General features: G+C 67.6%; 14 protein-coding genes. 5 read left to right on the top strand and 9 right to left on the bottom strand.

Going from position 1 to position 20,481, the window contains the following annotated elements; all coding sequences use genetic code 11:
- Window positions 1-7: 7 nt before the first annotated feature.
- From VML93_RS26950 to VML93_RS26940, 3 genes are read right to left on the bottom strand one after another with little or no spacing between them, the layout of a single operon-like run.
- Window positions 8-493: a hypothetical protein gene (locus tag VML93_RS26950; RefSeq protein WP_325615315.1), complete on the bottom strand. Its 486-nt coding sequence runs from the start codon at window positions 491-493 to the stop codon at window positions 8-10.
- Window positions 494-553: 60 nt separating this feature from the next.
- Window positions 554-1,825, bottom strand: a complete 1,272-nt coding sequence (hisS, locus tag VML93_RS26945; protein ID WP_325615314.1) for a histidine--tRNA ligase — start codon at window positions 1,823-1,825, stop codon at window positions 554-556.
- Window positions 1,826-1,828: 3 nt separating this feature from the next.
- Window positions 1,829-2,497 carry an MBL fold metallo-hydrolase gene (locus tag VML93_RS26940; RefSeq protein WP_325615313.1) on the bottom strand — a complete coding sequence of 223 codons (669 nt, stop codon included), beginning with the start codon at window positions 2,495-2,497 and terminating at the stop codon, window positions 1,829-1,831.
- 64 nt (window positions 2,498-2,561) lie between these two features.
- Between VML93_RS26940 and VML93_RS26935 the strand changes: the two genes are divergently transcribed.
- The 3 genes from VML93_RS26935 (at window position 2,562) to VML93_RS26925 (ending at window position 7,200) form a co-directional block, all read left to right on the top strand.
- A complete protein-coding gene (locus VML93_RS26935; RefSeq protein ID WP_325615312.1) occupies window positions 2,562-3,434 on the top strand; it encodes a peptidylprolyl isomerase in 873 nt (290 codons plus the stop codon).
- 84 nt (window positions 3,435-3,518) lie between these two features.
- A complete protein-coding gene (locus VML93_RS26930) occupies window positions 3,519-5,171 on the top strand; it encodes a protein kinase domain-containing protein (RefSeq protein ID WP_414686453.1) in 1,653 nt (550 codons plus the stop codon).
- Window positions 5,172-5,181: 10 nt separating this feature from the next.
- Window positions 5,182-7,200, top strand: coding sequence for a protein kinase domain-containing protein (locus VML93_RS26925; RefSeq protein WP_325615310.1), 2,019 nt, complete (start codon window positions 5,182-5,184; stop codon window positions 7,198-7,200).
- On the opposite strand, the gene VML93_RS26920 is transcribed toward VML93_RS26925, so the two are convergent.
- The 6 genes from VML93_RS26920 to yajC form a co-directional block, all read right to left on the bottom strand.
- A complete protein-coding gene (locus VML93_RS26920; protein WP_325615309.1) occupies window positions 7,176-9,566 on the bottom strand; it encodes a RelA/SpoT family protein in 2,391 nt (796 codons plus the stop codon). The genes VML93_RS26925 and VML93_RS26920 overlap by 25 nt on opposite strands.
- A 170-nt stretch (window positions 9,567-9,736) precedes the next feature.
- Window positions 9,737-10,243: an adenine phosphoribosyltransferase gene (locus VML93_RS26915; RefSeq protein ID WP_325615323.1), complete on the bottom strand. Its 507-nt coding sequence runs from the start codon at window positions 10,241-10,243 to the stop codon at window positions 9,737-9,739.
- A gap of 17 nt (window positions 10,244-10,260) precedes the next feature.
- Window positions 10,261-11,901: an ABC transporter substrate-binding protein gene (locus VML93_RS26910; protein WP_325615308.1), complete on the bottom strand. Its 1,641-nt coding sequence runs from the start codon at window positions 11,899-11,901 to the stop codon at window positions 10,261-10,263.
- 2 nt (window positions 11,902-11,903) lie between these two features.
- Window positions 11,904-13,277, bottom strand: a complete 1,374-nt coding sequence (secF, locus tag VML93_RS26905) for a protein translocase subunit SecF (RefSeq protein ID WP_325615307.1) — start codon at window positions 13,275-13,277, stop codon at window positions 11,904-11,906.
- Between the two features lie 5 nt (window positions 13,278-13,282).
- A complete protein-coding gene (secD, locus tag VML93_RS26900) occupies window positions 13,283-15,253 on the bottom strand; it encodes a protein translocase subunit SecD (protein ID WP_325615306.1) in 1,971 nt (656 codons plus the stop codon).
- Window positions 15,254-15,374: 121 nt separating this feature from the next.
- Entirely contained in the window at window positions 15,375-15,743 is a 369-nt protein-coding gene (gene yajC / locus VML93_RS26895; RefSeq protein ID WP_325615322.1) for a preprotein translocase subunit YajC, read from the bottom strand.
- Between the two features lie 186 nt (window positions 15,744-15,929).
- On the opposite strand from yajC, the gene gabT reads away from it, so the two are divergent.
- Both gabT and car read left to right on the top strand, forming a co-directional pair.
- Entirely contained in the window at window positions 15,930-17,270 is a 1,341-nt protein-coding gene (gene gabT / locus VML93_RS26890; RefSeq protein WP_325615305.1) for a 4-aminobutyrate--2-oxoglutarate transaminase, read from the top strand.
- Between the two features lie 250 nt (window positions 17,271-17,520).
- A partial coding sequence (gene car / locus VML93_RS26885; RefSeq protein WP_325615304.1) for a carboxylic acid reductase occupies window positions 17,521-20,481 on the top strand: 2,961 nt, incomplete at its 3' end.

Raw genomic sequence — 20,481 nt, 5'->3', positions numbered from 1 at the left:
TTTGGCTTCAGGTCGCCGAGGAGAACCAAAGATAGTCCGATCCGGCACCAATGAATTCGTTGTACGAAATCCGGTCACCCGGCGCGGCGGAGGGGAACACCAGCACCTTGTCGGGATTTGCCGGGTTGTACTGGCACCGCATACTCGCGCCTACGCGGAACCATTCGTCGAAATGCGGGAGCATGCCGTCCGAGGGCCGCGGCCGGATGATTTCACGCCGTACAGTGCCGCGCTCTCGCAGCGCGCGGTCCTTCTTGGCCCCCGCGAGCGCTCTGATCCACCAACCGACGGCGATCAGCACGCTCAGCAAAACCATGGCTACACCGAGCCACGCGACGGTGGGCGTGCCACCTTTCTTGTTATCTAGGCCGTAGAAGAGGACATTGAGCCCGACGGTGAATGCAAAGGCCAGGGCGAAAAGAAGGATAACGCCCAGCGCTGACTTCTGCTTCTTGCGGCGCCGATGATCAGGTGTCTGTGACGGGAACGCCATTTCGTCATGATCGCATGGCGGGCGCTGAAACCGAAGTGACAGAAGTGAATCCGAGTACGCCTAGGCGTTCAGCCGCGAAAGCACCTCACCCACAACCGAATCCAGCGGCACCGAAACCTGATCGCCGCTGCCCAGATCCTTCACCCCGACCGTGCCGGCCTCCAGGTCACGATCGCCGGCGACCAGCGCGAAGCGGGCACCGGAACGGTCGGCGGCGCGCATCGCCCCCTTGAGCCCGCGGTCGCCGTACGCGAGGTCGACGCGGACGCCGGCACCCCGCAACTCCCGCGCCAGCACCGCCAGCCGCAGCTTGGCCGCGTCGCTCAGCGGCACCCCGAAGACGTCGCAGCGCGCCGAGGACCCCGCGCTGCGACCTTCGGCCCGCAGTGCCAACAGGATCCGGTCCACGCCGAGCCCGAATCCGATGCCGGACAGGTCTTGTCCGCCGAGTTGAGCCATCAGCCCGTCGTACCGGCCGCCGCCGCCGATGCCGGACTGGGCGCCCAGGCCGTCGTGCACGAACTCGAACGTGGTCTTGGTGTAGTAGTCCAGCCCGCGCACCATGCGGGGGTTGATCACGTACGGCACCCCGAACGCGTCCAAATGCGCGAGCACGGTGTCGAAGTGCTGCTTGGCTTCGTCGGACAGGTGGTCGAGCAGCACCGGCGCCTCGGCCGTCATCGCGCGCACCTCGGGACGCTTGTCGTCGAGCACCCGCAACGGGTTGATCTCGGCGCGCCGTCGGGTCTCCTCGTCGAGGTCCAACGCAAAAAGGAAGTCCTGCAACAGCTCTCGATACTGCGGACGGCAGCTCTCGTCGCCCAGTGAGGTGATTTCCAACCGGAATCCGTCCAGGCCCAGCGACCGGAAACCGGCGTCGGCGACGGCGATCACCTCGGCGTCCAGCGCCGGGTCGTCAACCCCGATCGCCTCGACGCCGACCTGCTGCAGCTGGCGGTAGCGGCCGGCCTGCGGCCGCTCGTAACGAAAGAACGGGCCCGCATAACACAGCTTCACCGGCAGCGCACCGCGGTCCAGGCCGTTCTCGATCACCGCGCGCACCACCCCGGCAGTGCCCTCGGGCCGCAGGGTCAGCGAGCGGTTGCCACGGTCGGTGAAGGTGTACATCTCTTTGGTCACCACGTCGGTGGATTCCCCGACGCCGCGGGTGAACAGTGCGGTGTCCTCGAATATCGGCAGCTCGATGTGGCTGTAGCCGGCTCGGCGGGCCGCCCCCAGCAGGCCGTCGCGTACCGCGACGAACTCGGCCGAGTCCGGCGGGACATAGTCCGGGACTCCCTTGGGGCCAGAAAACGAAGCGAATTCGCTCACCGCTTACAGGCCTTCGAGGAAGGGGTTGAGGCGGCGCTCGGCGCCGATGGTGGTGCGGTTGCCATGTCCGGGTAGTACCACGGTCTGGTCGTCGAGCACCAACAGCTTGTCGACGATGGAGCGGTACAGGTCCCGCCCGCTGCCACCGAACAGGTCGGTGCGGCCGATCGAACGCTCGAACAGCGTGTCGCCGGTGAACACCACGTCGGCGCCGTCCTTGGCGGCCTGATGCACGCGGAAGCACACCGATCCGCGGGTGTGCCCCGGAGTGTGGTCGACGTTGACGGACACGCTGCCCAGGTCGAGCTTGTCGCCGTCGCGGTCCAGCTCGACGACCTGCTTGGGCTCCCGGAAGAACGCCCCGGTGAACAGCTGCGCCACCCGCGGGCCGAAGCCGTAGATGGGGTCGGTCAGCATGAACCGGTCCTCGGGATGAATGTAGGTGGGACAGCCGAACGTGTCGGACACCTTCTGCGCGGACCACATGTGGTCGATGTGCCCGTGAGTGATCAGCACCGCCGCGGGCGTCAGCCGATTCTCGTCGAGGATGCGCCGCAGCTGGCCCATCGCACGCTGACCCGGGTCCACGATGATGGCATCGGTGCCCGGCCGCTCGGCCAGCACGTAACAGTTGCAGGCCAGCAACCCGGCGGGAAATCCGGTGATCAACACGGTTCCCAGTTTCCCATCCCTGGCCCCGGACGACGATGCGGGCCGTCATGGAAAGATAGCGGCCGTGCCGACCAACCAACAGCGACGTGCGACAGCCAAACGCAAACTCGAACGGCAGCTGGAGCGCCGCGCCAAGCAGGCCCGACGGCGGCGGCAGTTGACGATCGCAGGAATCGCCGTCGCCGCAGTGGCCGTGATCGCCGCGATCGTCACCGTCGTGGTGTTCAACAAAGACGACCACAAGAGCACTACCGCCGCTACGACCAGCAGTAGCGCGCCGCCGAGCAAGCCCATGGCTCCGCCCCTGCCGGCGTTTCAGCCGCCGGCCAACCTGGGCGCCAACTGTCAGTACCCGCCGTCACAAGACAAGGCCGCCAAGCCCGCCCAGCTGCCGCACACCGGCAAAGTCCCGACCGACCCGGCCACGGTGAGCGTCAGCATGGTCACCAACCAGGGCCATATCGGCCTGCTGCTGGCCAACAACGAGTCACCCTGCACGGTGAATAGTTTCCTCAGCCTGGCCAACCAGAAATTCTTCGACGGCACCAAGTGCCACCGGCTGACCACGTCCCCCGGCCTGGGAGTGCTCCAATGCGGCGACCCGACGGGCAAGGGCGGCGGCGGGCCCGGCTACCAGTTCGAAAACGAGTACCCCACCGACCAGTTCCCGCCTAACGACCCCAAGCTGGACCAGCCCGTCCTTTATCCCCGCGGCACCATCGCCATGGCCCACAGCCCGCAACAGCACGACAACGGCAGCCAGTTCTTCCTGGTCTACCAGGATTCGGTACTGCCGCCCGACTACACCGTCTTCGGAAAGATACAGGACGACGGGCTGGCCACCCTGGACAAAATCGCCAAGGGCGGCGTCGCCGGCGGCGGTGACGACGGACCCCCGGCCATCGAAACGGTCATCCAGTCGGTGCTTAAAGACTGAACCCCAACCGCTTATGGTCGTGGGGTGGGGACCCCAGACACATTCGGACGATACGAATTGCAGGGCGCATTAGGCCGTGGCGGCATGGGGCAGGTGTTCCGCGCCTATGACGCGAGCACCAACCGGGTGGTGGCTCTCAAGGTGCTCCCCGCGCAGGTGGCGGAGGACAGCGAGTATCAGGAACGGTTCCGCCGCGAGGCACGCACAGCGGCAAGTCTCAACGACCCGCACATAGTGCCCATCCATGGCTACGGCGAGATCGACGGCCAACTCTATGTCGACATGCGGCTGATCGAGGGTCGCGACCTGCGCGGTTTCATCACCGAAAACGGTGGCCGGCTGAACCCCGCGCAAGCGGTCGCGGTAGTCGAACAGGTCGCGGCCGCACTGGACAGCGCCCACCATGTGGGCTTGGTACACCGCGATGTCAAGCCGTCGAACATCCTGGTCGCCACCGCACGAGATTTCGTCTACCTGATCGACTTCGGGATCGCCCGCACCGTGACCGACACCACCCTCACCAACACCGGGCACACCATGGGCACCATGGCCTACATGGCCCCCGAACGCTTCAGGGGCACAACGGATCTGCGGGCCGACGTGTATTCGCTGGCCTGCGTGCTATTCGAATGCCTGACCGGAAGCCGTCCGTACCCTGGCAGCACCTACGAAGAGCAGCTCGCCGGACACCTGCACACCCCGCCGCCACAACCGTCGACCATGGCACCAGGCCTACCGCCGGCATTCGACGAGGTGATCGCCCGGGGCATGGCCAAAGATCCCGACGAGCGCTATCAGTCCGCAACGGAACTCGCCAACGCTGCCAAAGCGGCTCTGGCGGGATCGAACCTGCCGCCGCTGTCCATGGCATCCACCCGCGACGTTCCGCAGGAACCCGACCCGTGGGGCCCGGTGACGCCAACGCCCCAACCACACGCGAGACGCAGACCGGCAATCTTGGTCACGGGTCTGATCGCCGGACCCCTTCTGGCTCTGGCCGCGGTGGCCGCTGTGCTGGCGATGATCGCGCACAACGAGAATGCCGCACGCCCGGCGGAATCCAAAGCACCGACCGGGACGGCGGAATCCACCGAACCGCCGCCGAATGTGCCTTTGTTGCCGCCGTTCAACCCGCGGGGTGACCTGGGTGCCGACTGTCAGTACCCGACGTCACCCGAGCCGGGCGCCAGGCCGGCGCAGCCGCCCCGATCGGGCAGAGTGGCCACCGATCCGGCCGAGGTCGCGGTCAGCATGGTCACCGACCAAGGCGACATCGGGCTGCAGCTCGCCAACGGCAAGTCCCCGTGCACGGTGAACAGCTTCACCAGCCTGGCGCAACAGGGGTTCTTCAACGGCACGCAGTGCCAGCGACTGACCACCTTGCCGAAGCTCCGCGTGCTGCAATGCGGCGGAGCCGATAACGGCGGCCCCGGATACAACTTCGCCGACGAATACCCGGTGAACCAGTACCAACCCGGCGACCCCGCGTTGAGCCAGCCTGTCCTGTACCCGCGCGGGACGCTGGCCATGGCGACCAACGGACCCAACACCAACGGCAGCCAGTTCTTTCTGCTCTACGAGGACTCCGAGCTCCCACCGCAGTACACGGTCTTCGGCACGATCGACAACACCGGCCTGGCGACCATCGACAAGATCGCCAAGGCCGGCGTCGTCGGGGGCGGTGAGGATGGGACTCCTGTCACCCCGGTGACGATCACATCGGTGCGGCTGGACTGATGGGCTGCCGGTGACGAGTCCTTCAGCAGGTTCATTCGGTCGGTACCAGCTTCTCGACGTGCTGGGCCGCGGCGGGATGGGCGAAGTCTTCCGCGCCCACGACAACGACACCGACCGTGTCGTCGCCATCAAGCTGCTGTCGGCGCATCTCGCCGAAGACCCCGAGTATCGGCAGCGGTTCCAGCGCGAGGCACACACCGCAGCCGGACTCAACGAGCCGCACGTGGTGCCCATCCACAACTACGGCGAAATCGACGGCCGGCTCTACGTGGACATGCGCCTGATCGAGGGACACGACCTGGGCGCTCTCCTGCTCGAGAGCGGCGGGCGACTACACCCCGAGCGTGCCGTCGTGATCGTCGAGCAGGTCGCCGCCGCGCTGAATGCCGCTCACCGGGCCGGATTGATACACCGCGACGTCAAACCGTCGAACATCCTGGTCGCCGAGCGCGACTTCACGTATCTCATCGACTTCGGCATCGCGCGAGCGGCCGCCGACACCGGTCAGACCGTCGGCGCCTTGGCCTACATGGCGCCCGAGCGCTTCAGCGGCATCACCGACCACCGCGCCGATATCTATTCGCTGGCCTGCGTGCTTTACGAGTGCCTGACCGGACAGCGGCCCTACCCCGGAGACAGCCCCGAGCAGCAGGTCGCCGGGCACCTGACCGCCCCACCACCACGGCCGACGCTCATCTGCCCCGACGTCCCGCCGGGCTTTGATGCCGTGATCGCCCGCGGCATGGCGAAGGATCCCAATCAGCGCTATCAGAGCGCGCTGGAACTGGCCGCGGACGCCCGCGCGGCCCTGGCGGGCGCCCCGGCGGCGGCAGTAGGCCCCTGGCCGCAGGCACCCACCGCGTACCCCGTGCCCGTGCACCGGCCAGCGCGGTCGGCGGGCGTTCGGGTGGCGAACGTGCTGCTGGCATTGCTGACCCTGCTGATCGGCACCTACCTGCTGGCCGTTCTGGTGGCCGGCCATGACCGTCCCGAGCACACCGTCGACCAGCAGGGCGGCACCCGGGTCACCTTGATGGCACGGACTCCCGACGGCACGCCACCGTCGCGGGAGGCGCTGTCGCAGGCGCAGCGGATTATCGCGGCCCGGGCCAAGGGGCTCGGTATCACCGGCGCGCAGGTCGTCATCGACGGTCAGAACCTGGTCGTCACCGCGCCGGGAAACAACGCCGACGAGGTCCGGCAGCTCAGCCAGACGGCGCGGCTCTACCTACGCCCGGTGATCCAGTCGATCCCCGCGCAACCCGCGCCACCACAACCACCCACGGGGCCGGGGCAGGCCCCGCCCGCGCCCCAGGCCCCGCCCGCGCCGGCCGAGCCGCACCAGACCCTCGCCGAGCGGGTCGCCGCGGAGAAGGCGTGGCGGCAGAGTACCCGGCAGGGCGTCCAGTTCCTGGGCCTGCAACTGCAGGCCACGCACTGCGATCAGCCGGACATTCTGGCCGGCAACGACGACCCCACGCTGCCACTGGTGACGTGTTCGACCGACCACAAAGTGGCGTATCTGCTGGCCCCGTCGATCCTCGGCGGAGACCAAATCCAAGACGCCGTCTCGGCGAGGCGTCAGACCGGCCAGGGCTATGTCGTCGACCTGCAATTCAAGCCCGCCGCCGCGACCATCTGGGCCGATTTCACCGCCTCCCACGTCGGTACTCAGACCGCGTTCACCCTGGACTCGCAGGTCGTCAGTGCCCCGGTGATCCAGGAGGCGATCCCGGGCGGGCGGACCCAGATCAGTGGTGGAGACCCACCGTTCAGTGCCTCGAGCGCGCGCCAGCTGGCCACTGACCTGAAATACGGGTCGCTGCCCCTGGCTTTCGAGAGCTCAGAGGCCCAGCCGGTGCCGCCGAACCCTCACGCGGCACGGCCGAGTCTGCTGTCCGATGTGCTGTCGCCGCCGGTTGGCGTCGTCGCTGCGCTGATCGCCTTGGCGCTGGTGCTGATCGGCGTGCTGCTGTACGTGAATATTCGTGCCCGAGTGAAGCGTCAGGCCGCGGACGTCACCCGGTAGACGTCGTAGACGCCCTCGACGTTGCGCACGACGTTGAGCAGGTGCCCGAGGTGCTTGGGGTCGCCCATCTCGAAGGTGAACCGGCTGATCGCCACCCGGTCACCGGACGTGGTGACCGACGCGGACAGGATGTTCACCTTCTCGTCGGCCAGCACGCGCGTCACGTCCGACAACAGCCGGTGCCGGTCGAGCGCCTCCACCTGGATCGCGACCAGGAACACCGACGACGGCGACGGCGCCCAGAGCACCTCGATGATCCGCTCGGCCTGCTGCTGCAGTGATGCGGCGTTGGTGCAGTCGGTGCGGTGCACACTGACGCCGCCGCCGCGGGTCACGAACCCCATGATCTGGTCCCCGGGCACCGGCGTGCAGCACTTGGCGAGTTTGGTCAGGACACCCGGCGCGCCCGGGACGGAGACGCCGACGTCTTCGTTGCTGCGCGGACGGCGCAGCATGGTCGCCGGAGTGGACCGCTCGGCGAGTTCCTCTTCGGCCTGGTCGATGCCGCCGAGCTCGGCCAGCAATCGCTGCACGACGTGGCGGGCCGACACATGCCCTTCGCCGATCGCGGTGTAGAGGGCGGACACGTCGGTGTAGTGCAACTCGCGGGCAACCGCCCCCATGGACTCGCCGTTGACCAAGCGCTGCAGCGGAAGTCCGCCCCGGCGGACCTCGCGCGCCATGACTTCCTTGCCGGCCTCCAGCGCCTCCTCACGCCGCTCCTTGGCGAACCACTGCCGGATCTTCGTCTTGGCGCGGGGCGACACCACGAATTGCTGCCAGTCCCGCGACGGTCCGGCGTTGGGCGCCTTGGACGTGAAAACCTCTACGACTTCACCGTTTTCCAGCTTGCGTTCCAGCGCCACCAGCCGGCCGTTGACCCGGGCGCCGATGCAGCGGTGGCCGACCTCGGTGTGCACCGCGTAGGCGAAGTCCACCGGTGTGGACCCGGTCGGCAGCGTGAAGACGTCGCCCTTGGGCGAGAACACGAAGATCTCTTGTACCGCAAGGTCATAGCGCAACGACTCCAGGAACTCGCCCGGGTCGGCAGCTTCCCGCTGCCAGTCGAGCAGCTGACGCATCCAGGCCATGTCGTCGATCTCGGCGGCGGCGTGCGGATGTGGAACCCCGTTGCGGCCCTTGGCTTCCTTGTAACGCCAGTGCGCAGCGATGCCGTATTCGGCGGTGCGGTGCATGTCGCGGGTGCGGATCTGCACCTCCAGCGGTTTGCCCTCCGGCCCGACGACGGTGGTGTGCAGCGACTGGTACACGCTATATCGCGGCTGGGCGATGTAGTCCTTGAACCGTCCGGCCATCGGCTGCCACAGCGAATGGACCACCCCCACAGCGGCGTAACAGTCCCGGATTTCGTCGCACAGGATACGAATGCCGACCAGGTCGTGGATGTCGTCGAAGTCGCGGCCCTTGACGATCATCTTCTGGTAGATCGACCAGTAGTGCTTGGGTCGGCCCTCCACCACCGCCTTGATCTTCGACGCGTTGAGCGTGTTGGTGATCTCGGTGCGCACCTTGGTCAGGTAGGTGTCCCGGGACGGCGCGCGGCCGGCGACCAGCCGGACGATCTCCTCGTACTTCTTGGGGTGCAGGATTGCGAACGACAGGTCCTCCAGCTCCCACTTGACGCTGGCCATACCCAGTCGATGCGCCAGGGGCGCAATCACTTCCAGTGTCTCGCGGGACTTGCGCGCCTGCTTCTCCGGCGGCAGGAAGCGCATGGTGCGCATGTTGTGCAGCCGGTCGGCCACCTTGATCACCAGCACCCGCGGGTCGCGGGCCATCGCGGTGATCATCTTGCGGATGGTCTCGCCCTCGGCAGCGTTGCCCAGCACGACCCGGTCCAGTTTGGTCACCCCGTCGACGAGGTGGCCCACCTCCTCGCCGAATTCCTCGGATAGCGCCTCGAGCGTGTATCCGGTGTCCTCGACGGTGTCGTGCAGCAGCGCGGCGACCAGCGTGGTGGTGTCCATGCCCAACTCGGCCAGAATGTTGGCGACGGCCAGTGGGTGGGTGATGTACGGGTCACCGGAATGACGCAACTGGCTGGCGTGCCGTTGGTCGGCGACCTCGAAGGCCCGCTGCAGCAGCGACAGGTTCGCCTTCGGATAGACCTCGCGGTGCACGGCCACCAGCGGCTCGAGCACGGGATTGATGGCGCCGCTGCGGGCGGTCATCCGCCGGGCCAGCCTGGCCCGGACCCGCCGCGACGCGCTGCTGGTGGTCTTTGTCGCCTCTACCGGCGGCTCGGCGGGGGCTTCGGGGATCGCTTCGGTGACCGCCGGGGTTTCTGGGAGGGCCTCAGGGGGCGGCGCGACAACGGCTTGCGCCGTGCTCTGGTCGTCCGCCACCTCAAACCTCCGAAAATCGCCTCCGCCATCGAGGATATCGGGTGCCGGGCGATTGCGGTCCATGCGGAGTTTTTCGGCGTCCCGGCGCCCAGCGTGCGGCTGGCCGCACACTCGGCGGGCAACGTGCGGCAGGCCGCACACTCGGCGGGCCGTGCGGATTTATTTCGAGGCTACCCGCGGCTCAAGCTGTGCACGGTCAACGGCGCGACCGCCTCGCGACCGCCCAGCGCCGGCAGTTCCAGGATCACCGCCGCGGTGGTCACGCTGGCCCCGCAGCGTTCCAGTAGTCGACGCGCCGCAACCAAAGTGCCACCGGTGGCCAGCACGTCGTCGAGGACCACAACGCGGCGGTCCCGCAATTCGATCCCGTCGGCCGGAATCTCGATGACGGCGTCGCCGTACTCCCGGGTGTAGTGCTCGCTGAGCACCGGCGGAGGCAGCTTGCCGCCCTTGCGGATTGCCAGTACGCCGGTTCCCAGCCGGGTGGCGACGGCCGCGGCCACCAGAAACCCCCGAGCGTCGAGGCCGGCGACCAGATCGGCGCCGGATGCGATGTCAGCGAGGGCGTCGGTCACTACGGCCATCGCGCGACGGTCGGCGAACAGCGGGGTGAGGTCCTTGAAGTCGACACCCGGTTCCGGAAAGTCGGCGACGCTGCGCGTCAACGCCGAGATCATCTCGGCCACCGGAACGCTCACTGCAGTAACGCCCACCGGTCCATGTTCCAGCCCGCTCCCCAGCGGGTCGGATTCTTGCTCACGGCATACATTTTCTTCGACATCAACAGCGTGCGCTGCTGCCGGTATAGCGGCAACGTCGGCATATCACCCCAGAGTATCGGCGCGCTCTCGTTCAGCAGCCGGACCCGCTCGGCCGGGTCCGCCGACACTGCCAGCGCGCCGATGTTCCCGTCGATCTGCGGGTTCGCGTAGCCGGACAGGTTGTTGCCGTTGCCGCTGTGCAGGGTGTAGGCGTCCATCGCCGACGATCCGCTGGATCCGCTGCCGGTGGCTCCGCCGGTGCTGGCCAACAGCGCGTCGATCTTGCCGTCCCGCAGCGCCTGGGGGCCCGGGGAGTCGATGGTGACACCGGACACGATGATGCCCGCCGCAGCGCAAGCCTTGGTGATCGCCCCGACGGAGGCCGCCAACCGCGCGTTGGGCCCCTGGTAGCCGACCCGTACCGTCAGCGGCGCACCATGCAGCGCGTCGCGCGCGGCGCCGGCATCCGCCTTGTTGAACTGGCCGGCCTGCGCGGCCCCGTCGGCCTGGGCGACGGCGTCGTCGGATGCCGGGGACAGCCGTGAATTGGCGATCGGAACCCCGGCGTCCCTGGCGATCACGTCGCGCGGGGTACACAACGCGAACGCGCGGCGCTCACGCGCCAGGGCAAGTGGCCCCTGCAGTGCGAAGATCAGCTGCTCGATGCCGTCCGACGGGGAGTCGATGCGCTCGTAGTTGTCCGGCGTGGCAAGCGATCCCGACGACCCCGCCGCGACGTCGACCACGTCCACGTCGCGATGGTTGACCCGGTCCTGGATGTCGGCTCCCTGCGGCCGCACGGTGATCCGCCTGGTGACCGGCTTGGGACCCCACCAACGGTCGTTGGCGCTGAGCACCACGACGCCGCCATCCAGGACCGATTCGATCTTGTACGGTCCCGACGACGGGAAGCGTTTGAGATCGACACCGGGCTTGAGGTCCCAGATGGTGTTCCACCGCTTCGCGATCTCATCCACCAGTTGGATCTGATTGCCCAGCAGCACCGCCGTCACGTCGACCTTCAGCTGGTCGGCGATGATGTGCGACGGCATCAGCGAGGTCGCGCCGAACAGCTGGCTGTAGTCGACCACAGTGCGGTCCGGGATGAACGACACTCGGGCCTTCTTCTGCCCGGGCATGCATTCGATGTTGGCGATGTCGACGTAGCCGGCCTGGGTGGCGGCTGCGAACGCGGGGAACTTCCCGGACTGGGCCGCCCAGGTAAGCACCAGATCGTCGCAGGTCACGGGCTTGCCGTCCGAGTAGACGGCGTTGTCGGCGATCTGATAGTCGAGGACCAGCGGAGCACCGCCCACCACGGAGACGGTGCCGAAGTCGTGGTCGGCGACGACCTGCCCGTCGGGGCCGTGATAGCCGAAGCCGGTAAGGGTGCGGGCGAACGCCTGGGCTCCGGCGGAGGCGGCACCGACGACGGTGTTGGTGTTGTAGGTGATCAGTGACCCGTCAACGACGTAGTCGATATGCGCGGCCGCACTGCTCGAACATGCGGTCACCGTGGAAGCTGCCATCAGCGTCGCCGTCAGACCCACGAGCGTCCAGCGGTAACCGCCCATAGTTAGCGCCGGCCGGCGTTTCGCTTGCCGGTCGGACGCCGGGTACCCGTGGGCCGCACCGGCCGCGCCCCCGGCGCCGGTTTGCTCGATGGCGCGGGTCGGGTGGCCTCGGGAGCGACCTGGGTGGCCGGCTGCGTGGCAGCCTCGGTGGTCTCGTCCGCTGAGTCGTCGTCGGCCGGTTCGGGCTTCTCGGCTTTCTCGGCTTTCTCGGCTTTCTCGGTTTTCTCGGCGCTCTCTTTGGTGGCCGCTGCACCGGGGTTGCGCCGTCTGACGACGCGGCGACTGTGGGTACGCACCAAGTCGGTGCGCTCACGCAGGGTGACCAGCAGCGGGGTGGCGAAGAAGATCGACGAGTAGGTGCCGACCAGGATGCCGACCAGCTGCACCAGTGCCAGGTCCTTCAGCGTGCCCACGCCGAGCAGCCACACCGCCACCACCATCAGCGACAGCACCGGCAAGACCGAGATCAGGCTGGTGTTGATCGAGCGCATGAACGTCTGATTGATAGCCAGGTTGGCCTGCTCGGCGAAGGTGCGCCGGGTGGTGTGCTGGAAGCCGTGGGTGTTCTCCTCGACCTTGTCGAACACGATGACCGTGTCGTACAGCGAGAAGCCCAGGATGGTCAGCAGGCCGATGACGGTGGCAGGGCTGACTTCGAAGCCCACCAGCGAGTACACGCCGGCGGTGACGGTCAGGTCGAAGACCATTGTCGTCAGCGCGGAGATCGCCATATAGCGCTCGTAGCGCACGGTGATGTACAAGGTGACCAACGCCAGGAACACCACCAGCGCGAACAGCGCCTTCTTGGTGATCTGGGCGCCCCAGGTCCCCGACACCGCCGAGTCGCTGATCGCCTGCTTGCTGGGCTTACCGTCCTTGTCCTTGGGCTGGAACGCGTCGAACAGCGCCGTCTTGAGCTTCGCCGTCTGCTCGTTATCCAGGTGTTCGGAACGGATCTGCACCGACGCGGACGAGCCGCTGCCCACGATGACCACTGCTTCGGCGTCATGGCCCAGGGCTTTGTGGAAGACGTCCTGCACCTGCGCGGTCTGCACGTTGCCCGTCGCCCCCGCGGTGGGCATTGACACCGTGGTGCCGCCCTTGAAGTCGATCCCGAACGTGAAGCCGCGCAGCAGGATGCTGAGGAGCGCGATCGCGACCATCGCACCGCTGACGCCGTACCACAGCCGGCGACGGCCCACCACCTCGAACGCTCCGGTGCCGGTGTAGAGCCGGGACAGGAAGCTGTGGTGGGGCGACGCTGCGGCGGTGTCGGCGCCGGTCAGCTCTGCGACCTGCGTTTTGGCGTCGCTGACCTTGGCCGCAGCGAGCTGGGTCTTGGCGTCGGGCTTGGCTTTGGAGTCCTTGGCGGTCATGGCGGTTATCCCCCTCCCGCTGTCTGGGCGGAAGCCCGGCGTTCGCGGGCCACCTGCTGGACGGCGCCCAGGCCGTTGTACGCCGGCTTGGACAGCGTCGGCGACTTGGAGGCCAGGTACAGCAGCGGCCAGGTCACCAGGAACACCACCACCAAGTCGAGGATCGTGGTGAGGCCAAGGGTGAAGGCGAATCCCTTCACCTGGCCGATCGCCAGGAAGTACAGCACGGCGGCGGCCAGGAAGGTGACGGCGTTGCCCGACACGATCGTCTTGCGGGCCCGCACCCAGCCGCGTGGAACCGCTGACCGGAACGAACGGCCTTCGCGGATCTCGTCTTTGATGCGTTCGAAGAAGACGACGAACGAGTCCGCGGTGGTCCCGATACCGATGATCAGACCCGCGATGCCGGCCAGGTCCAGGGTGTAGTTGATATATCGGCCCAGGAGCACCAGAATCGCGAAAACCATTGCGCCGGATGCGGTTAACGACAACGCCGTGAGCACTCCGAGTGCCCGGTAATACACCAACGAATACAGCAGCACCAGGATCAAACCGATCGCGCCCGCGATCAGGCCGGCGCGCAAGGAGGTCAATCCCAATGTCGCCGAAACTGTTTGGGCCTCCGAGGGTTCGAAGGACAGCGGCAGCGACCCGTATTTCAGGACGTTGGCCAGCTGGCGCGCGCTGGACGCGGTGAACGGTGGGTCTCCCCCAGTGATCTGGGTGCGGCCGCCGGGGATGGCTTCCTGAATTTCCGGCGCGCTGACGACCTGCGAGTCCAGCGTGAACGCCGTCTTGGTGCCGACATGGGCGGCGGTGAAGTCAGCCCAGACGCTGGCCGCGGCCGGCTTGAATTGCAGATCGACGATGTACCCCAGGCCGCGCGGGTTCATGCCCGACGAGGCGTTCTGAATCTGGTCGCCGTTGATGATCGACGGGGCCAGCAGATACGCGACCTTATGGTCGGTCGAACACGTCACCAGCGGCAGCTTCGGGTCGTCGTTGCCGGCCAGAATGTCCGGCTTGTCGCATTGCGTGGACTGGTATTCCAGCGCCAGGAACTGAACACCCTGGCGGGTGCTCTGCCGCCAGTTCTTCTCCGCGGTGATGCGCTCCGCGAGCTCCTTGCGCGGATCGGGGGGCCCGGGTGCCTCACCCGGCGGCGCCTCCGCCGGTGGCGGGGCTCCGGTCGAGGGCGCCGGGGCTCCGGAGCTGGGTGCGGGTGCCGGGCCGGGTGCCGGTGCCGGGGCGCCGGAGCTGGGTGCCGGCGACTTGGATGGGCTGGGCGCCGGCGTGGGGTCCTGTGGGTAAGGCCGCGGTTGCGGCTTGGGCGCCGGCGCACCCGGGGGCGCGGGTTGGATGCCGGGCTGGCCGGGTGCCGGTTGGCCGCCGGGTGCCGGTTGGCCGGGTGCCGGTTGGCCGCCGGGTGCCGGCTGGCCGGGTGCCGGCTGACCACCGGGCGCGGGCTGACCACCGGGTGCCGGCTGGCCGGGCGCGGGCTGACCGCCGGGTGCCGGCTGGCCCGGCGCGGGCTGACCACCCGGCGCCGGCTGCCCACCGGGCTCCGGAGCGGCGGGCGGCTTGGGCTGAGGCTGGGCCGGAATCGCCTGGACCACCGGCCGGATGTACAGCCGTGCGGTCTCTCCCAGGTTGCGGGCCTCGTTGCCGTCGCTGCCGGGCACCGTGATGATCAGGTTGTCGCCGTTGATGACCACCTCGGAACCGGACACGCCAAGCCCGTTGACCCGCGCGCTGATGATCTGCTGCGCCTGGGTCAGCGCGTCGCGGCTCGGGCGAGAGCCGTCCGGCGTCCGTGCGGTGAGCGTGACGCGCGTGCCGCCCTGCAGGTCGATACCGAGCTTCGGGGCGGCCTTCTCATTCCCGGTGAAGAACACCAGCAGGTAGACGCTGACAAGCATGATCAGGAACACCGACAGGTAGCGAGCAGGGTGCACCGGCGCCGAAGACGATGCCACGTTCCTTATATCTCCTTGCGAATCTGTTATTACCCCGGACGGAGCCTTGCAAGAACTGTGCAAAGACTACGTGTCGCGTTCACCTGCCCTTCGGGCAAGCGGGTAATCGGCCAGGCCGCGCTCAGGAATCCTTGGCCGCGCGGGTCTCGGTCGGCGCGTCTTCGGGTTCTTCGTCTTCCAGCTCGCCTTCTAGCTCTCCAAGGTCTTCGGCTTCGTCGAGATCGGGTTCGTCCGGCAGGATCCGGTCACGGATCGCCAGCTTCATCCAGGTGGTGACCACCCCGGGCGCGATCTCCAGGTCGACGGTGTCGTCGCTGATGGCGGTGACGGTGGCTTCCATGCCGGACGTGGTGTGCACCCGGTCCCCCGGCTGCAGCGACTCGTGCAAGTCGATCGTGGCCTGCATCATGCGCTTCTGCCGGCGCGCCGAAAACCAAAAAAACCCGCCCATGATGATCACGAACGGCATCAATAAAAGGAAGCTCTCCATCACGCCTGTCTTTCGTTTCGGAACCTCGTAACGGTCCAGTGTGCCCGTCCAGTCTGGCAGGCTCACGGGCGAACCCGTGATCGCCCGGTGGAGCCGCGCTCCGACCCGGGTTGCGGCTAGGCTTTATCCGCGCCGGATGCGCGCGTCGTTCAGGGTCGCGGGCACGCCCGCGGTGAGGAGGAATTCGTGGCCAGCCTCGAGCAGAGTCGCCACTTGGCCACCGAAATCCCGGGTCCCGCATCGCTGGAACTGACCAAACGCCGGGTGGCTGCGGTTTCCCATGGCGTGGGCATCACCATGCCGGTGTACGTGACGCGGGCCGCCGGCGGGATCGTCGAGGACGTCGACGGGAACCGGCTGATCGACCTGGGTTCGGGTATCGCCGTCACCACGATCGGCAACTCCTCACCCCGTGTGGTGGACGCGGTCCGCGAGCAGGTGGCCGACTTCACCCACACCTGCTTCATGGTGACGCCGTACGAGGAGTACATCGCCGTCGCGGAAGAACTCAACCGGATCACCCCGGGCGGCGGCGAGAAGCGCTCGGTGCTGTTCAACTCCGGCGCCGAGGCGGTGGAGAACGCCGTCAAGGTCGCCCGCGCCTACACCCGCAAGACCGCCGTCGTCGCGTTCGACCACGCCTACCACGGCCGCACCAACATGGCCATGGCGCTCACCGCCAAATCGATGCCCTACAAGAGCGGCTTCGGCCCGTTCGCGCCGGAGATCTACCGGGCGCCGCTGTCCTACCCGTACCGCGACGGCCTGCTCGACAAGGAACTGGCCACTGACGGCGAGCTGGCTGCCGCGCGGACCATCAACGTGATCGACAAGCAGGTCGGTGCCGACAACCTGGCCGCCGTCATCATCGAGCCGATCCAGGGCGAGGGCGGCTTCATCGTCCCTGCCGAGGGGTTCCTGGGCGCCCTGCTGGCCTGGTGCCGGGAGAACAATGTGGTGTTCATCGCCGACGAGGTGCAAACCGGGTTTGCCCGCACCGGGGCCATGTTCGCCTGCGAGCACGAGAACATCGAGCCCGACCTGATCGTCACGGCCAAAGGCATCGCCGGCGGGTTGCCGCTGTCGGCGGTGACCGGTCGGGCCGAGTTGATGGACGCACCCCACGCCAGCGGGCTGGGCGGCACTTTCGGCGGCAACCCGGTCTGCTGCGCGGCGGCGCTGGCCGCCATCGAGACCATCGAACGCGACGGCCTTATCGAGCGGGCCCGCGAGATCGAACGGTTGATGATGGACCGGCTGCTGGGGCTACAGGCCGGTGACGACCGGATCGGCGACGTGCGCGGCCGCGGCGCCATGATCGCCATCGAGCTGGTGAAGTCCGGAACCGCCGACCCCGACCCCGGGTTGACCGACAAGTTGGCCACCGCGGCCCACGCCGCCGGCGTCATCGTCTTGACCTGCGGCATGTTCGGCAACATCATCCGGCTACTGCCCCCGCTCACCATCAGTAACGAGCTGCTGAGCGAAGGCCTGGACATCCTGGCCGGGCTGCTGGGCGACCTCTGACCCGTCGCCTTGGGCGGCCGCGCCGACGCCTTCCCGCGACGGCCAGGGACCCGTCGCCTCGGGCGGCCGCGCGTGAAGCCTGGGCGGAAACCCGCCGTTTCCGACCCGCGCGCGGACCCAAGTGGCGGAACTCACAGCCCATTGGCAGCACTTGCCGTCCGGGGAATACCATTAGCTAGAGTAACGTTTTAAAGGTCGGCGCAATGTCGCGCAAAACACCTTATTTCTAAAGTCATTGCTAGGAACTGTCATGTCGACTTTTGCTCGTGAAGAGCGGCTCGAACGCCGCATCGAGGACCTGACCGCCAACGACCCACAGTTCGCCGCAGCCAGACCGAACCCGGCGATCGCCGAGGCCATGGCTCAGCCCGGACTGAGACTGCCGCAGATCATCCAGACCGCGCTGGACGGCTACGCCGACCGCCCGGCACTCGGGCAGCGCGCCGTGGAGTTCGTCAAGGACCCAAAGACCGGACGCACCGTACTCGAAGTGCTCCCCCGCTTCGAGACCATCACCTACCGCGAACTGGGCGATCGGATCAGCGCGCTGGTGCGCGCCTGGGCCAACGACTCGGTGCGTGCCGGTGATCGCGTTGCGGTGCTGGGCTTCACCAGCGTCGACTTCACCACCATCGACGTTGCGCTGGCCCAGATCGCCGCGGTGGCGGTTCCGCTGCAGACCAGCGCGGCCGTCTCCGGACTGCAGCCGATCGTGGTCGAGACCGAACCCGCCGTCATCGCGGCCAGCGTGAACCAGCTGCCCGACGCCGTCGAGCTGATCCTGACCGGCCACACGCCCGCCAAGCTCGTGGTGTTCGACTACCACCCCGAGGTCGACGACCAGCGCGAGGCCGTGCAGGCCGTCCGCGCACGGTTGGCCGGCACCGACGTGGTGGTCGAGACCCTGGCCGACGTGCTCGAGCGCGGCAAGGCTTTGCCGGCAGCCCCGGTTGCCGAGCCCGCCGAAGCCAACCCGTTGGCGCTGCTGATCTACACCTCCGGCAGCACCGGCGCCCCCAAAGGTGCCATGTACCTGCAGGGCAACGTCGGCAAGATGTGGTGCCGGTCGAGCCGGAACTGGTTCGGGCCGAGCGCCGCGTCGATCACCCTCAACTTCATGCCGATGAGCCACGTCATGGGACGCGGCATCCTCTACGGCACGCTCGGCAACGGCGGCACGGCGTACTTCGCCGCCAAGAGCGACCTCTCGACGCTGCTGGAAGACCTCGAGCTGGTGCGTCCGACCGAGCTGAACTTTGTGCCCCGCATCTGGGAGACGCTGTACGGCGAGTATCAGCGCCGCGTCCACAGCGGAGTCCCAGAGGCCGAGGTGATGGACGAGGTGCGGCAATACCTGCTGGGCGGGCGGTTCATCTTCGCGATGACGGGCTCGGCGCCCACCTCCCCCGAGCTGAAGGTCTGGGTCGAAGACGTGCTCGACATGCACTTGCTGGACGGCTACGGCTCCACCGAGGCCGGAATGGTCCTGTTCGACGGAGAGATTCAGAGTCCGCCGGTCATCGACTACAAGCTGGCCGACGTCCCGGACCTGGGCTACTTCGCCACCGACCGGCCACACCCGCGCGGCGAGTTGCTGCTCAAGACCGAGAACATGTTCCCCGGCTACTACAAGCGGCCCGAGGTCACCGCCGGCGTTTTCGACGCCGACGGGTTCTACCGGACCGGCGACGTCGTCGCCGAGGTCGCCCCCGGCCGGCTGGTCTACGTCGACCGCCGCAACAACGTGCTGAAGCTCGCGCAGGGTGAATTCGTCACCGTCGCCAAGCTGGAGGCGGTGTTCGGCAACAGCCCACTGGTGCGTCAGATCTACGTCTACGGCAACAGCGCGCACCCCTACTTGTTGGCCGTCGTCGTTCCCACCGAAGAGGCGTTGGCCGGTGACGATGTTGAGGCTCTAAAGCCGCAGATCGCTGACTCACTGCAAAACGTCGCCAAAGAGGCCGGACTGCAGTCGTACGAGGTGCCACGCGACTTCATCATCGAGACAACGCCATTCACGCTGGAGAATGGTCTGCTCACCGGCATCCGCAAGCTGGCGTGGCCGAAACTCAAGCAGCACTACGGCGAGCGGCTCGAACAGCTCTACGCCGAGCTGGCCGAAGGCCAGGCCAGCGAGCTGACCGAGCTTCGTCAAAGCGGCGCCGACGGGCCGGTGCTGCAAACGGTCAGCCGGGCCGCTGCCGCGTTGCTGGGCACCGCCGCGTCCGAGCTTTCACCGGATGCGCACTTCACCGACCTGGGTGGAGACTCGTTGTCCGCGTTGACATTCGGAAACCTGTTGCAGGAGATCTTCCACCTCGACGTGCCGGTGGGTGTGATCGTCAGCCCGGCCAACGACCTGCAGGCCATTGCCGACTACATCGAGGGCGAGCGGAAGGGCACCAAGCGGCCCAGCTTCGCATCGGTGCACGGCCGTGACGCGATCGAGGTGCATGCCGCCGACCTCACGCTGGACAAGTTCATCGACGCCGCCACGCTGGCGACCGCGCCTTCCCTGCCGCGGGCCGGCGCCGAGGTCCGCACCGTGCTGCTGACCGGTGCCACCGGCTTCCTGGGCCGCTACCTGGCGCTGGACTGGCTGGAGCGGATGGACCTGGTCGACGGCAAGGTCATCGCTTTGGTGCGGGCCAAGTCGGATGAAGATGCTCGGGCCCGGCTGGACAGGACCTTCGAGAGCGGCGACCCCGAGTTGCTGGCGCACTACCAGCAGCTGGCCGCCGACCATCTCGAGGTCATCGCCGGTGACAAGGGCGAGGCGAACCTCGGCCTGGACTCCGAGACATGGCAACGGCTGGCCGACACGGTCGACCTGATCGTCGACCCCGCCGCCCTGGTCAACCACGTGCTGCCGTACAGCGAGCTGTTCGGGCCCAACGCGCTGGGGACCGCCGAACTGATCCGCATTGCGTTGACCACGAAGGTGAAGCCATACACCTACGTGTCGACGATCGGGGTCGGCGACCAGATCGTGCCGGGCAAGTTCACCGAGGATGCCGACATCCGGGTGATCAGCGCGACACGGCGGATCAACGACAGCTACGCCAACGGTTACGGCAACAGCAAGTGGGCCGGCGAGGTGCTGCTGCGCGAGGCCCACGACCTGTGCGGCCTGCCGGTGGCGGTGTTCCGCTGCGACATGATCCTGGCCGACACCACCTGGGCGGGTCAGCTCAACGTCCCCGACATGTTC

The sequence above is a fragment of the Mycobacterium sp. genome (genome assembly GCF_035499775.1).
Taxonomy (GTDB): Bacteria; Actinomycetota; Actinomycetes; order Mycobacteriales; family Mycobacteriaceae; genus Mycobacterium.
This window is presented reverse-complemented; position numbering and strand designations above follow the sequence as displayed.